Annotated in this window: 16 protein-coding genes; 10 read left to right on the top strand and 6 right to left on the bottom strand. The window is 68.6% G+C overall.

Annotated features, from left to right (window positions below; all coding sequences use genetic code 11):
- Positions 1–151: 151 nt before the first annotated feature.
- The 3 genes from ACFV15_RS39865 (at position 152) to ACFV15_RS39855 (ending at position 2,698) form a co-directional block, all read left to right on the top strand.
- Positions 152–1,072 (top strand): ATP-binding cassette domain-containing protein, encoded by a 921-nt coding sequence (locus tag ACFV15_RS39865; protein ID WP_378357557.1) that lies wholly within the window; start codon positions 152–154, stop codon positions 1,070–1,072.
- Entirely contained in the window at positions 1,069–2,163 is a 1,095-nt protein-coding gene (locus ACFV15_RS39860; protein WP_378357555.1) for an ABC transporter permease, read from the top strand. The genes ACFV15_RS39865 and ACFV15_RS39860 overlap by 4 nt, the downstream gene beginning before the upstream one ends.
- Positions 2,164–2,335: 172 nt before the next feature.
- Entirely contained in the window at positions 2,336–2,698 is a 363-nt protein-coding gene (locus tag ACFV15_RS39855; protein WP_378357553.1) for a DUF3817 domain-containing protein, read from the top strand.
- 60 nt (positions 2,699–2,758) lie between these two features.
- Here ACFV15_RS39855 and ACFV15_RS39850 read toward each other — a convergent pair whose 3' ends face one another.
- Positions 2,759–3,259: a MarR family winged helix-turn-helix transcriptional regulator gene (locus ACFV15_RS39850; RefSeq protein WP_378357551.1), complete on the bottom strand. Its 501-nt coding sequence runs from the start codon at positions 3,257–3,259 to the stop codon at positions 2,759–2,761.
- Positions 3,260–3,339: 80 nt separating this feature from the next.
- Between ACFV15_RS39850 and ACFV15_RS39845 the strand changes: the two genes are divergently transcribed.
- Positions 3,340–3,642: an MTH1187 family thiamine-binding protein gene (locus ACFV15_RS39845; protein ID WP_378357549.1), complete on the top strand. Its 303-nt coding sequence runs from the start codon at positions 3,340–3,342 to the stop codon at positions 3,640–3,642.
- Positions 3,643–3,694: 52 nt separating this feature from the next.
- Here ACFV15_RS39845 and ACFV15_RS39840 read toward each other — a convergent pair whose 3' ends face one another.
- On the bottom strand, positions 3,695–3,832 hold the full coding sequence (locus tag ACFV15_RS39840) for a hypothetical protein (RefSeq protein ID WP_378357547.1): 138 nt from the start codon (positions 3,830–3,832) through the stop codon (positions 3,695–3,697).
- 58 nt (positions 3,833–3,890) lie between these two features.
- Between ACFV15_RS39840 and ACFV15_RS39835 the strand changes: the two genes are divergently transcribed.
- On the top strand, positions 3,891–4,859 hold the full coding sequence (locus ACFV15_RS39835) for a tetratricopeptide repeat protein (protein ID WP_378357545.1): 969 nt from the start codon (positions 3,891–3,893) through the stop codon (positions 4,857–4,859).
- A 69-nt stretch (positions 4,860–4,928) separates the two neighbouring features.
- Here ACFV15_RS39835 and ACFV15_RS39830 read toward each other — a convergent pair whose 3' ends face one another.
- Positions 4,929–5,204: a hypothetical protein gene (locus ACFV15_RS39830; RefSeq protein ID WP_378357543.1), complete on the bottom strand. Its 276-nt coding sequence runs from the start codon at positions 5,202–5,204 to the stop codon at positions 4,929–4,931.
- A 185-nt stretch (positions 5,205–5,389) separates the two neighbouring features.
- Between ACFV15_RS39830 and ACFV15_RS39825 the strand changes: the two genes are divergently transcribed.
- Positions 5,390–6,274 carry a helix-turn-helix domain-containing protein gene (locus tag ACFV15_RS39825; protein ID WP_378357542.1) on the top strand — a complete coding sequence of 295 codons (885 nt, stop codon included), beginning with the start codon at positions 5,390–5,392 and terminating at the stop codon, positions 6,272–6,274.
- Positions 6,275–6,292: 18 nt separating this feature from the next.
- Positions 6,293–6,478 carry a DUF397 domain-containing protein gene (locus ACFV15_RS39820; protein WP_378357540.1) on the top strand — a complete coding sequence of 62 codons (186 nt, stop codon included), beginning with the start codon at positions 6,293–6,295 and terminating at the stop codon, positions 6,476–6,478.
- A 55-nt stretch (positions 6,479–6,533) separates the two neighbouring features.
- On the opposite strand, the gene ACFV15_RS39815 is transcribed toward ACFV15_RS39820, so the two are convergent.
- Positions 6,534–7,964: a neutral zinc metallopeptidase gene (locus ACFV15_RS39815; RefSeq protein ID WP_378357538.1), complete on the bottom strand. Its 1,431-nt coding sequence runs from the start codon at positions 7,962–7,964 to the stop codon at positions 6,534–6,536.
- A gap of 157 nt (positions 7,965–8,121) precedes the next feature.
- Here ACFV15_RS39815 and glgP point away from each other — a divergent pair, with 157 nt between their 5' ends.
- A complete protein-coding gene (gene glgP / locus ACFV15_RS39810; RefSeq protein ID WP_378357536.1) occupies positions 8,122–10,653 on the top strand; it encodes an alpha-glucan family phosphorylase in 2,532 nt (843 codons plus the stop codon).
- A 112-nt stretch (positions 10,654–10,765) separates the two neighbouring features.
- Here the strand turns inward: glgP and ACFV15_RS39805 are convergent, their stop codons facing one another.
- Complete coding sequence (locus tag ACFV15_RS39805; RefSeq protein ID WP_378357534.1) at positions 10,766–11,161, bottom strand: rhodanese-like domain-containing protein; 396 nt, start codon at positions 11,159–11,161, stop codon at positions 10,766–10,768.
- Positions 11,158–11,703 carry a cysteine dioxygenase gene (locus ACFV15_RS39800; RefSeq protein ID WP_378357532.1) on the bottom strand — a complete coding sequence of 182 codons (546 nt, stop codon included), beginning with the start codon at positions 11,701–11,703 and terminating at the stop codon, positions 11,158–11,160. The genes ACFV15_RS39805 and ACFV15_RS39800 overlap by 4 nt, the downstream gene beginning before the upstream one ends.
- Positions 11,704–12,037: 334 nt before the next feature.
- Here ACFV15_RS39800 and ACFV15_RS39795 point away from each other — a divergent pair, with 334 nt between their 5' ends.
- Both ACFV15_RS39795 and ACFV15_RS39790 read left to right on the top strand, forming a co-directional pair.
- The gene (locus ACFV15_RS39795; protein ID WP_378357530.1) at positions 12,038–12,850 is read left to right on the top strand and encodes an ABC transporter ATP-binding protein; all 813 of its coding nucleotides are present in this window, start codon (positions 12,038–12,040) and stop codon (positions 12,848–12,850) included.
- 53 nt (positions 12,851–12,903) lie between these two features.
- Positions 12,904–13,683 (top strand): enoyl-CoA hydratase/isomerase family protein, encoded by a 780-nt coding sequence (locus ACFV15_RS39790; protein WP_378357528.1) that lies wholly within the window; start codon positions 12,904–12,906, stop codon positions 13,681–13,683.
- The last annotated feature ends 2 nt before the right edge of the window (positions 13,684–13,685 follow it).

Below are 13,685 nucleotides of genomic sequence, written 5' to 3'. Positions count from 1 at the left end.
CGTCAGCTCAGAGCTGACGAACGCCACATTGGGGGTTCCAGACCTGACGAAAGCCACATTGGGGGTACGGCGTCCGCCGAAGGTGGAGCCTGGGGTGGCAGTTAGGTGCAAAACGCCTGGGGAGGAGGGCATGGCGCAGTAGCGTGCGGGCATGAGTACGGGAGTCAGCACACGTGTGGCGCTCGCCGTGGAGGACATCCACATGACCTATGGCGAGCTGAAGGCCGTGAACGGGGTGTCGTTCACGGTCGAGGAGGGGGAGTTCTTCGGCATTCTCGGGCCCAACGGGGCCGGGAAGACGACGACGCTGGAGATCGCGGAGGGCCTGCGTGAGCCGGTCAAGGGTTCGGTCGAGCTGCTCGGCGAGAGCCCGTGGCCGCGTAATCTCAAGCTGCTGCCCAGGATCGGGGTGCAGCTGCAGGCGTCGGCGTTCTTCGAGAAGCTCACCGCGCGCGAACAGCTGGAGACGTTCGGCGCGCTATATGGGGTGAAATCGCATCGGGTGGGCGAAATGCTCGAACTCGTCGGGCTCACCGAGAAGGCGAGTACGCCCGAGGCGAAGCTTTCCGGCGGGCAGCGGCAGCGGCTGTCGATCGCCTGCGCGCTCATCCACGATCCGGACATCGTCTTCCTCGACGAGCCGACGGCCGCGCTCGACCCGCAGGCCAGGCGCAACCTGTGGGACGTGCTGCGTGAGATCCAGGCGCGCGGCAAGACCATCGTCTACACGACGCATTACCTCGACGAGGCCGAGATCCTCTGCGACCGGGTCGCGATCATGGACCACGGCAAGATCCTCGCGATGGACACGCCTGCGAGGCTCGTCCGCGACCTCAACGCCGCGACGCACGTCATCCTCGAGCCGGGGTCGCTTCCGCTCGACCAGGCTCGCGCGCTGCCCGGTGTCGACGAGGCGCACGAGACCGACGTTTCGCTGACCATCTCCACCCGCACGCCTGCGCCGGTGCTCTCCGCGCTGGCCGACCGCGGCACCCTCGACGGACTCCAGGTGCGCACCGCCACCCTCGAAGACGTCTTCCTCGAGCTCACCGGCAGGGAGTACCGGGCATGACCGTCACCGAAGCACCCAAGAAGACCGAGACGGGCCAGCCGACGCTGAGCCCGTTCCAGAGCCTCGCGCGCGCGATGATCAAGGGTTTCGTGCGTGACAAGGCCACGTTGTTCTTCACGTTCCTGTTCCCGTTGATGTTCCTGGTGATCTTCGGGCTCATCTTCGGCAACCAGGGCACGTCGAAGACGGCCATCGGCGTGGTCGGCGACGGCCCGGTCATCCAGGCGCTCGGGCAGTCGCCCGCGCTGGAGCTCAAGCGCATCGGCACCGCCGAAGAGGCCGCGCGCCAGGTCAAGGACGGTGACCTGCCCGGCTTCGTCGCCGAGAACGGCACCGGCATCACCCTGCGGTTCGCCGCCAGCGACCAGGCCAAGGCGGGCATGATCGTCGGCATGGTCAACGGGGTGGTCGACCAGGCGAACATCGCCGCCACCGGCCAGCCGCCGCGGTTCACGCTGCAGACCGCGCAGATCGAGGACTCCTCGCTCAAGCCGATCCAGTTCCTCACCCCGGGAATCCTGTCGTGGGCCGTGTCGATCGGCGCGGTGTTCGGCGCCGCGATGACGCTGGTGAACTGGCGGCGCAAGCAGGTGCTGCGCAGGCTGCGGCTCGCGCCGATCAGCCCGGTCACCGTGCTCGGCTCGCGCGTGGTGGTGACGCTCGGCGTCGCGCTGGCGCAGGCGGTGATCTTCGTCGGGATCGCGTTACTGCCGGTGTTCGGACTGAAACTCTCCGGTCAATGGTGGCTGGCGATCCCGCTGCTCGTCTTGGGCGCCTTGGCCTTCTTCTCGATCGGCATGCTCGTCGGCGCGTTCTGCAAGACCGAAGAGGCTGCCAACGGGGCGGGAAACCTGGTGATCCTGCCGATGGCTTTCCTGTCCGGTTCGTTCTTCCCAACAGATGGACTGCCCGGCTGGCTCAAGGCCGTCTCGAACATCTTCCCGATGAAACACCTCAACACCGGGATGACCGATGTCATGGTGCGGGGTAAGGGTTTCGAGGCGCTGCTCGTGCCGGGTGCGGTGCTGATCGCGTTCACTGTCGTGATCGGATTTATCGCCTCAAAGGTGTTCAAATGGGAGGACTCCTAACCGAGTGATCCGGGGGTCGTGAGCATCATCACGGCCCCCGGTGTTCCGGTGAGGGCCGTCACGCCTCACACTGGGATCACAACGTCCGACAGCGCTGTTGACGTCCAACGGGAGTCCCCCGTGGACAGTGCTAGTCGGACTCTTTTTTGTGCAGACCTCATGGGAGGAAGTCGTGTCCAGCAAGGCCGCTCTCGTATTCCGCGTGGCCGCAGTCGCCGAAGCCCTGTCCTGGGCCGGTTTGCTGATCGGGATGTTCTTCAAGTACGTCGTCGAAGCAGGCCAGGGTGGAGTCCCGGTGCTCGGCATGGTCCACGGTGTGGTGTTCGCCGTGTACGTGCTGGTCTCCCTCTCCGTGGCCAAGCCGCTCGGCTGGCGTCCGAAGACCCTCGTGCTGGCGCTCCTCTCCAGTATCCCGCCGCTGTTCACCTGGTTGTTCGAGAAGTGGGCGCTGCGTAACGGAAAGCTCGACGGCCCCGCCCGTCTCGCGCACGGTGGCACCGGGCTCTTCGAGATCCGCGAGACCGTCGCCGCGTAAGGCAACGAAAAAAGGGGCCCGCCGTCTGCTGACAGATGGCGGGCCCCTTTTTTTCGTGCGCTAGTCCGTGAAGTCGCCTGTGGCCTTCCTCACCTTGGTGAGCAGTTCGGTCAGCTGCTCGGTCTGGCGGTCGGTGAGCCCGGTCAGCCCGAAGTCGATCGCGGTGACGGCCGTCGTGGCCTCTTCACGGCGGGTGCGGCCGTCGTCGGTGATCTCGACGAGCGTGGTGCGGCGGTCGGTCGGATGCGGCACGCGCTTGACGAGCCCGTCCTTCTCCAGCCGGTCGACGATGTTGGTCACGCTCGTCGGGTGCAGCTGCAGGCGCTCGCCCATGACCCGCATCGGCAGGCTGGACCGCCGCGCGAAGGTCAGCAACACGAGTGCCTCATAGCGGGCGAAGGTCAGCCCGTGCGGCTTGAGCGCAGTGTCCACAGCGGACTGGATGATCTGCTGGACGCGCATCAGCCCGGTGACCGCGGCCATCGTGGTGGACGGCCCGATCCGGTCCTCCCACAGCTGCGCCGCGCGGGCGATCGGGTCGAACGGCAGCGGATGGCTCATGACGTCTGAAGTTACCAGCGGGTACCGCGTTTGTGCGGCAGGGTGGGGATAAATCCCCCCGTTTCTTGTAAGGAGTCCCCATGATCGTCGCCTTCAGTGTGAGCCCGTCCGGCGGCGACCCGGACGGTGGAGTGAGCGAAGCCGTCTCGCGCGCCGTACGTGTCGTGCGCGAGTCAGGACTGCCGAACTCGACCAACGCCATGTTCACCAACATCGAAGGGGAGTGGGACGAGGTGATGGCCGTCGTCAAACGTGCCGTCGAGGCGGCGGGCGCCGGCTCGGCCCGCGTAGGGCTCGTGCTGAAGGCCGACATCAGGCCCGGTTTCGAAGGTCAGCTGGAAGCCAAGGTCGAGCGGGTCGAGGCCCATCTCAAGGACCTGTGAGTGTTGCCGACCGTTAGAACCGTCGGCAACACTCGCGACCCATACACGGAGGTCAGCGTGTCGCGGAGTTCGTCGCGCACGGGACGGCGCTGGGCGGCGGTTCGTGCGTGATGGACACGGTGATGAACACCACCCACGCCGTCCCTGCCACGACCGTCGCCAGTACTCCCGCTGTCCTGCGCTTGATCACCGCAACGACCGCCCATCCCAGCCATGAAACTCACGCGCGCGCGTGCCAGGATGGAAGCGTGACACAACCACGCGGATCTGCAGCTAAGTCAGCGGCGGTGTCCGCCGCGCTTTCCGGCGCGGTCGACCTGTCCGCGCTCAAGGCCCGTGCCGACGCGGCACGGCAGCAGCCCGCCGCGGCTGCGCCTCAGCCGCCACCCTCCGGTGGCGCCCCGGCGGACTCCGCCGCGGTGATCGAGGTCAGTGAGGCCACCTTCCAGGCCGACGTCGTCGAACGCTCGATGAACCAGCTGGTCGTCGTCGACCTCTGGGCCGAGTGGTGCGGCCCGTGCAAGCAGCTCAGCCCGGTGCTGGAGCGGCTCGCGGCCGAGTCGAACGGCGCCTGGGTGCTGGCGAAGGTCGACGTCGACGCCAACCCCCGCATCGCGCAGCTGTTCGGTGTGCAGTCGATCCCGACGATCGTCGCCATCGGCGGCGGCCAGCCGGTCGACGCGTTCTCCGGCGCGCTGCCGGAGCCCGAGATCCGCAAGTGGCTGGGTTCGCTGCTCGACGCGCTGCGCGACAAGCTCCCCGGCATCCGCGCGGCCGAAGAGGGCGCCGAGCCCGTCGAGGAGCCGGAGGACCCGAGGTTCACCGAGGCCGAGGAAGCCTTCGAGCGCGGTGACTACGCCGCGGCAGAAGCGGCCTACGAGCGCATCCTGGACGTCGAGCCCGCCAATGAGCTGGCGAAGGCCGCGCTCGTGCAGGTCCGGTTCGCCGCCAGGGCCGAGCAGGCCGACGCGTCCGCCGTGGAGCGGGCCGCCGCGAACCCGGACGACCTGGACGCCCAGATCGCCGCCGCCGATTTCGAGCTCGCCGAGCAGCTGGTCGAGGAGTCGTTCGCGCGGCTCGTCGAGGTGGTGCGCCGGACCGCCGGTGACGACCGCAACCGGGTCCGCACGCACCTGGTGGAGCTGTTCGAGCTGTTCGACCCGTCGGATGAGCGCGTGCTCAAGGCGCGGCGCAATCTCGCCAGCGCGCTGTACTGAGCCAAGAACTGATCAAGCAACGGACTCAGCGGGCTTTCCCGCGCCGGGAAGCCCGCTGAGCCCTGGTCTTTAGCGCAGCGCCAATACCGCGACGATCACCTCGGCGACCGTGCCGGTCGTCTGCCACAGCGGGTCCTTTTCGTTGTCGCCGTAGTCGTTGACGCGCCATCGGGCCGCCGTCGCGCTGGTCATCGAACTGATCGTGTACGTGTCGACCGACTCCCGCTGCCAGCGCTCCGCGTGGATCACCGGGGCGTCGGCGAGCGGCACGGGACGGAAGCCCGCTTTCATCGCGCGTTTCATCGCTTCGATGTGGGGGCGCTCTTCCTCGGATATCGGGCCCATGTCACGCCTCACCTCTTTGGAACGGGGTCTGCTCACCATCCTGCGCGGTCGGCCTTTTTGCAACGTCATCGACAATGAGAATTCTCAATGCCACTCGAAAGAGTGAAGCTGGGACGGTTCATCGTTCGGCTACGCTCACCCCTGCCGAAAAGATGATCCACAGAGGACATGGGCAGGAGACAACGATGGCCGAGGGCCAGGCGGCGGAGCCGACGTCGCCGAGTGTCCGGCTGCGACGGATAGCCCGTGTACTGCGGGAATGGCGCTCACGTACCGAGTTCACGCAGGACGGCGCCGCGTCGCGGGCAGGCTGGTCGAGGGCCAAGCAGTCCAGGCTGGAGGCGGCGACCCCGCCGATCCGGCCGGCCGACGTGATGACCTTGGCGCTGGTCTACGACATTCCCGAAGCCGAGCGTGAGGCACTGTTCAACAGCGCGCAAAGCGCGCAGGCTCCCGGTTGGTGGGGCAGTGTCGAGCAGGGCGCGCTCGCCGCGGACGTGCTCGACTACGTCCAGCTGGAGGCCGAGGCGACGGGGCTGCGCACCTTCAAGGTCGACCTCGTGCCCGGCCTTTTCCAGAGCCGTGACTACGCCGCCGCGGTCGCCCGCGCGTTCGTCCCGTCCTTCCCGGAGGAGATCACGCGCAGCGGTGTCGAGGCGCGTATCCAGCGGCAAAGCCGTCTGGTCGACCAAAATCCACTGCGCGTCGAGGCGATCATCACCGAGGCCGTGCTCCACCTGGAGGTGGGCGGCCCGGAGGTGATGCGGCGCCAGCGCGGGCGGCTGCTGGAGCTCGCCGCGCTGCCGAACGTCGAGCTGCGGGTGATCCCGGCGGACGCGGGCGCCTACGCGTCGATGGGCGTGCCGTTCAACATACTGAGCTTCAACGGCACGCCAACGGATCCCGACGTCGGGTATGTCGAGCTGCTCGGCCGCGGCGTCTATTTGGAACGGTCGGAAGACATTGAGCCGTATAGCCTTGCCTTCGGCGGTCTGCGGAACGTCGCACTGAGCACAGAGGACACCTCGGCGCTCATTTCCGCGCTGCCGCACACGAAGATGGGCACTTGAGGCGGAAGCGAGCACACCATGGCCTTGACCACCGGTGTTTGGTTCAAGAGCAGCTACAGCGGCGGCGCCAACAATGAATGCGTCGAGGTCGCGTATCTCGGCGAAGGTGTCGGCGTACGGGACACCAAGGACCGTGTTGGCGGTTCGCTAACCCTGCCACCAGCAGCATGGACAGCGTTTCTGGTGGCGGTGAAGGAAAACTGAGCACAAAGGAAAGCGGGCCCTCCCAGACGTGGGAGAGCCCGCTTCTTTCACGTGCTCAGCCGAACTGCGTCGAGCAGACCGGGGAGCCTTCGAGGTAACCCTTGCGCAGCGCCTCGACGCGCTGGAAGCCACTGGGCGGCCGGACGCCGTTGCCGTCGGCCGAGATCAGGCTGTTCGGCAGCAGCAGGTCGGCGATCGCCTCGTCGAGGTCACCGGCCGAGAGCCGCAGCTTCTGCCCGGGGGGCGGGTTCTTGGCGAACTTCGCCCACGCGCCGACCAGGCACGCGGTGCGCAGGCCCGCGTTGGCGTTGTCCAGCGAGGCGCCGACGCCCTTCTGGATGCCGAGCACGTAGCGCGACGCGACCTCGGCGAACGCGGCGAAGTCACCCATGCCGCCCTGGTCCTCGCCCTGCCACTCGGCCTCGCGGTCGATGCGCTGGGCGAGGATGTTGAGCTTCTCGCCGTCGATGCTGACCGTGTTGTTGTCCGCGCAATAGGTCGCGGGCGGGGTGCTCTTCGGGCCACAGTTGCCGGCGCCCTCGTCGACGATCTGCGGGCCGGGCACGCCCGCGCCCTTGAACGCCTCGTCGAGGCTCGACTTCAGCAGCGCGACCGTGTCCTTGGTGAACTTGGTGTCGCCCTTGCCCTTGTCACCCTTGACGAACGGCTCCTCGGTGACGCGGGCCTTGATGTTCTCCTCGTTCATCCCCGCGCATTCCTTGGGGCCCTTTTCGAAGCCGGTCTGGAAGGCGAAGGTCCGGTCGAACGCCGAGCCGTGCGCGCCCTGCTCGGTGGCGCTCTTGCCCGCGGTGTCGCGGATCAGGAACATCGACGCGAGCACCGAGCTCAGTCCCTCGGAGGTGGACAGCCGCAGGTACTTGCTCTTCTCCTCGGCGATCCAGCGCATGTAGCCGCCGGCGAAGCAGTCGGCCTGCTGCTCCTTGACGATGGTCGGCGTGTTCTTGGCGACGCCGGCCTTCGCGCCGAGCCGGAACTGGATGGCATGGCCGAACTCGTGCGCGAGCACGGTCACCACCGACATCGGGCCGAAGCGCTTGTTCAGCATCTTCAGCAGGCCGCCCCTGTCCCAGGCGACCGAGTCGTCCGGCGGGCAGTAGAAGGCGTTGACCTGGCCCTTCGTCGAGCCGCACGCGGTCTTCTGGTCGGCGCCCTTCGAGTCGTAGGACACCAGGATCTTGACGGGGTCGAACTTCTGGCCGCCGAACTCGGCAGGCAGCTTCTCGGTCCAGTAGCCCTGGACGTCCGCGATCGTGGCGATCGCGATCTCGTCCTCCGGCGTGTTGCCGTTGTTCCTGACCTGCAGATCCGGTTTCGGCGCGCCCGGCTTGAGCCCGCTTTCGAAATGCGTCACGGGCAGGCCCGCGATGTCACCCGGGCTCGTCTTCGCCGTGCCGTCGCCGTTACCCAGCCCGCTGCCGCCGTCCTTGCAGGCGGTGCCCGCGAGTAGGACCACAGCCAAGGCCACGGCGGTTTTCCCGAACCTGTTCACTCGTATTCCCCAACCAGTCAGACCGTTACAGAACCCGGCAGAGGCACCATACTCAGGGCTTTTGCGCCGCGCCCACGGAATGCCCATGTCGGTGGTCACAGCGTCGGGGATTGCGGAGCGCTAAGGTCGCCGGATGCGAGCAGTTCGACGCTTCACCGTGCGCGCAAGCCTCCCGGAATCCCTGTCGGGGCTTGGCGCGCTGGCGACCAATCTCCGCTGGACCTGGCATCCGCCGACGCGTGACCTCTTCGCGTCCATGGACGCCGAGCTGTTCAACCGGATCCGCGACCCGCTGCGCATGCTGACCGCGCTACCGCCGTCGCGGCTGGCGAAGCTCGCGGTCGACGAGGACTTCCTCGAGCGCTCGCGCGTGGCCATCGAGGATCTCGAGCATTACCTCACCGAGCCGCGCTGGTACCAGCGGCAGGAGGGCGAGCTCCCCGAGAGCGTCGCCTACTTCTCGATGGAGTTCGGCGTCACCGAGGCGCTGCCCAACTACTCGGGCGGGCTCGGCGTGCTCGCGGGCGATCACCTCAAGGCCGCGTCCGACCTCGGCGTGCCGATGGTCGGCGTCGGGCTGCTCTACCGGGCCGGGTACTTCCGGCAGGCGCTCTCGCTCGACGGCTGGCAGGTCGAGCACTACCCGGTGATCGACCCGACCGCGTTCCCGCTGGAGCTGCTCACCGAGCGCGGGCGGCCGGTGCTGGTCGACGTCGCCATGCCCGCCGGGCGCGTGCTGCACGCGCAGGTGTGGAAGGCGCGGGTCGGGCGGATCCCGCTGCTGCTGCTCGACACGGACACCGACGCCAACGACGAGGACCTGCGCAAGGTCACCGACCGGCTCTACGGCGGTGACGCCGACCATCGCATCCGGCAGGAGATCCTCGCAGGTATCGGTGGGTTCCGCGCGGTGCGGAAGTACTGCGAGCTGACCGGGCATCCGCAGCCGAAGGTGTTCCACACCAACGAGGGGCACGCCGGGTTCCTCGGGCTGGAACGGGCCCGCGAGATCATCCAGGCCGACCGGCTCGGCTTCGACGAGGTGCTGCCCGCCGTCCGCGCCGGGACCGTGTTCACCACGCACACGCCCGTCAGCGCCGGGATCGACCGGTTCCCCGTCGATCTGGTGCAGCGGTACTTCGGCGACGGCAGGCTCGTGCCGGACGTCGAGCTGCGGTCCGTGCTCGCGCTGGGCGCGGAAGAGAACCCCGGCATGTTCAACATGGCCCACATGGGACTGCGGCTCGCGCAGCGCGCGAACGGGGTGTCGGCGCTGCACGGTCGGGTGTCGCGGCGGATGTTCTCCCGGCTGTGGCCCGGTTTCGACGAGGACGAGGTGCCGGTCTCGTCGGTCACCAACGGCGTGCACGGGCCGACCTGGGTCGCGCGCGAGCTGAGCGCGCTGCTCGGCGGCAGCGACGAGGAATGGGGCGTCAACGGCAAGGGCGGCCTGCGTGAGCGTGTCGGCGACGACGCGTTGTGGGCGTTGCGGCGAGACCTCCGCGAGAAACTGGTCTACGAGGTGCGTCGGCGCGTGCGGGCAGCCTGGCTGCAACGCGGCGCGTCGCCGTTGGAGCTCGGCTGGACCGAGACGGTGTTCGATCCGGACGTGCTGACGGTCGGCTTCGCGCGCCGCGTGCCGACGTACAAGCGGCTGACGTTGATGCTGCGCGACCCCGACCGCCTGCGCGCGTTGCTGCTCGACGAGAAGCGGCCGATCCAGGTGGTCGTCGCGGGCAAGTCACACCCGGCCGACGAGGGCGGCAAGGCGCTGATCCAGCAGATCGTGCGGTTCGTCGACGATCCGGCGGTGCGCCACCGGATCGTCTTCCTGCCCGACTACGACATGTCGATGGCGCGGTATCTGTACCGCGGCTGCGATATCTGGCTCAACAACCCGGTGCGGCCGCTGGAGGCCTGCGGGACGTCCGGGATGAAGTCGGCGCTGAACGGCGGGCTCAACCTGTCGATCCGCGACGGCTGGTGGGACGAGTGCTACGACGGCAGCAACGGCTGGGCCATCCCGACCGCCGACGGCGTCACCGACCCGCTGCGCCGCGACGACCTCGAAGCCGCCGCGCTGTACGAGCTGCTCGGCCAGCAGATCGCGCCGCTGTTCTACGACCGCGACTTCGAAGGCGTGCCTGGCGGCTGGATGTCGATGGTCTGGCACACCCTGGAAACCTTGGGCCCGCGTGTGCAGGCCTCGCGCATGGTCCGCGAATACGTCGAGTCCGGCTACGTCCCCGCCGCACGCATGGTCGCGGCGGCGACATCGGACGGCTACAAGGGCGCGCGTTCGCTGGCGGAGTACCGGACGAAGCTGGGCACCGCGTGGCCGCAGGTGCGGATCTTCGACTCGGAGCTCATCGTCGGCGCCAAGGAGCCGCTGGTGGTGGGCACCGAGGTCCAGGTACGCGCCCGTATCGACCTGGCCGGCCTCGATCTGTCCGAAGTGGACGTTCAGGCCGTCGTCGGCAAGGTGGGCGACGGCGACGAGCTGAGCGACGTCGTGACGGTCGCCATGCACCCGGACGGCATCGGCGCGTTCGCGGCCGAGATCCGGCTGCCGTACGCGGGGTCTTTGGGTTACACGGTCAGGGTTTTGCCCAAGCACGAGCTGCTGGCGACCTCCGCGGAGCTCGCGCGCGTGCATTTGGCGTGACCAGGGTCGTGAGTGGTACGGCCGGTTCTAACCGGTCCAAACACTCACGACCCCCGGTCTCGTGAACCTGTCCGGAACACGCCACATCTGCCCTTCCCCTCGAAAAACGGGGTCAGGGAACGGCGGGTGTGCCGCCTTCCTGGGTCGGCAGGCCCGCTTCCTTCCAGGCGCGGTAGCCGCCGACGAGGTCGGTGGCGTTCTTGAGGCCGAGCCGCCGCAGGTCCGCCGCGGCCAGCGACGAGGCGAAACCCTCGTTGCACACCACCACGACCGGCAGCTCGGGCGTCACCTCGGGCAGCCGCCATTCGCTGGACGGATCGAGCCGCCACTCCAGGTGGATCCGCTCGATCGCCACCGCACCGGGGATCTCGCCCTCCTCGGTCCGGTTGACGATCGGGCGGATGTCCACGATCAGCCCGCCGTCGTGCTGCAGCCGCTGTGCGTCGGCGGGTTCCGCTCGGTCCAAAGTGGACCGTGCGGCGGCCACCGCGTCGTCGATCGCGCTCATCGGCTGATGATCGCAGGCAGCGGCGGGATCTCGGCGGGCACATCCGCCAGCGTGGTGTACTCACGCGTCGCGACCAGCGGGGGCGAGTACGCGTGGATGCTGGCCGACGGCTGGTCGCCGATGCCGATGACCTGGTGCGCGCGGCCCGCGCCGAAGCCGATGCCCTGGCCCGCGGTGTGCGTGCGGCGGCGGATCGGGCCGCCGGGGTAGCGGTACTCCTCGCCGAGCTCGCCCTGCAGCACGGTGAACGCGCCGGACGCGCCGCCGTGGTCGTGCGGCTCTGTCCGCTGGCCGGGCAGCCACGACAGCAGCCACAGCTCGACGCCGTCGGTGAGCGCGAGCCGGGCCCACCAGCGCCGCTCCTCGTCGAAGCGGAGCAGCTCGCGCAGGCTGCCGGTCAGCTCGGTGGTGACGGTGGAGGTCAGGTCGTTGAGCTCACGTGCCGTCCACAACAGGCGCGACGGGTGCAGCAGCTCGGGCAGCAGCGGGTCGGTCAGCCGCGGGTGGATCTCGAGTTCGGCGCTTGCGAGTGACTGGGTCATCGTCAGGTACTCCCCGTGGGATGGAACGCCACGAAGACACGCGCGACACGGCTGAAGCGGTGGCGTGGAGGAAGAGGGTGATTACTGGCCGTGTCGCGCGGCGGTACAACAGCTCGACGCGACGAGGACCAGGTCGATGGTGCGGTCACGCCAGAAGGTCCCCACGAAGGGGAGGAACCTCCACGCGCCGGACTTGATCACGGGTTCGATCCTGCCACACCTCGCTTGAGTGGGTGAGCCTTGTTCCCACGTGGTGGACCCCTACGACCTGCCGGTTTCTTCTCGACTGGCATGCCGGTGCAGGGCCGCGCGCGTCTGCGGCCACAATGGGCCCGTGAGCGAGCCGATCCAGCCCAGCGAACTTGACGATCTCGTGGTGAAGATGGCCGCCGTCGGCGTCCGGCGCGGCAAGAACGACCTTCTCGCCGATCTCGACTGGAACGTCGAACTCGACGAGCGCTGGGTGGTGCTCGGGCCGAACGGCGCGGGCAAGACCACCCTGCTCCGGCTCGCCGCGGCCGAACTGCACCCGACCACCGGCAGCGTCCACCTGCTCGGCGAGAAGCTGGGGCGCGTCGACATCTTCGAGCTGCGCCCGCGCATCGGGTTCACCTCGGCCGCGATCGCGGGCCGCGTGCCCGGCGAGGAGATCGTGCGTGATGTCGTCGTCAGCGCCGGCTACGCGGTGCTCGGCCGCTGGCGTGAGGTGTACGACACGCTCGACACCGAGCGCGCCGAGGAACTGCTCGAAGCGCTGGGCATCGGTCACCTCGCCGAGCGCACGTTCGGCACGCTGTCCGAAGGCGAGCGCAAGCGCGCGCTGATCGCCCGCTCGCTGATGACCGACCCCGAGATGCTGCTGCTCGACGAGCCGGCCGCCGGTCTCGATCTCGGCGGCCGCGAGGACCTGGTCGCGCGGCTGTCCGCGCTCGCGCTCGACCCGGAGGCGCCTGCCATGGTGCTGGTGACGCACCACGTCGAGGAGATCCCGCCGGGCTTCACCCACGCGCTGTTGCTGCGCGAGGGGCGCGCGGTCGTGTCCGGGCTCATCGAAGATGTCGTGACCAGCGAAAACCTTTCGAAGACCTTTGACCAGGACCTGCTGCTCCAGCGTTCGGGTGATCGCTACTTCGCTCGCCGCCGGTAGGCTCCTTACCGACCGGTAGCCTGCTGGCAGATTGTCAATGAGGAGGATGGCGCGTGGGAGAGTTCGTAAGCCTCGAGGTGGAGGCGGGCGTCGGCACGATCCGGCTCAACCGTCCGCCGGTCAACGCGCTGAACAACCAGCTGCAGGCCGAGCTCGGCGACGCCGCGCGGGAAGCCGCCGCGCGTGACGACGTCCGCGCCGTGATCCTGTACGGCGGCGAGAAGACCTTCGCCGGTGGCGCGGACATCAAGGAGATGGCCGCCAGGTCGTACGTCGAGATCGCGAAGTTCGGCGCCGCGCTGACCGCGTCGGTGTCCGCCGTCGCGGCCATCCCGAAGCCGGTCGTCGCGGCGATCACCGGATACGCGCTCGGCGGCGGCATGGAGCTCGTGCTGGCCGCCGACCGCCGGATCGCGGGCGACAACGTCAAGCTCGGCCAGCCGGAGATCCAGCTCGGCGTCATCCCCGGCGCCGGCGGCACGCAGCGCCTCGCGCGGCTGATCGGCCCGAGCAAGGCCAAGGACCTGGTGTTCACCGGCCGCTGGGTGAAGGCCGACGAGGCGCTCTCACTGGGCATCGTCGACGAGGTCGTCGCGCCGGACGACGTGTACGCGGCGGCGCTGAAGTGGGCCACGCAGTTCGTCAACGGCCCCGCGGTGGCGCTGGCGGCGGCGAAGGCCGCGATCGACGGCGGCCTCGACGTGGACCTCGCGACCGGGCTCAAGCTGGAGGCGACCCTGTTCGCCGCGCTGTGGGCGACCGAGGACCAGGCGAACGGCATGAAGTCGTTCATCGAGAACGGGCCCGGCAAGGCCACTTTCGAGGGGAAGTAGCT

This window comes from Amycolatopsis sp. NPDC059657 (assembly GCF_042734395.1).
Classification (GTDB): Bacteria; Actinomycetota; Actinomycetes; order Mycobacteriales; family Pseudonocardiaceae; genus Amycolatopsis.
This window is presented reverse-complemented; position numbering and strand designations above follow the sequence as displayed.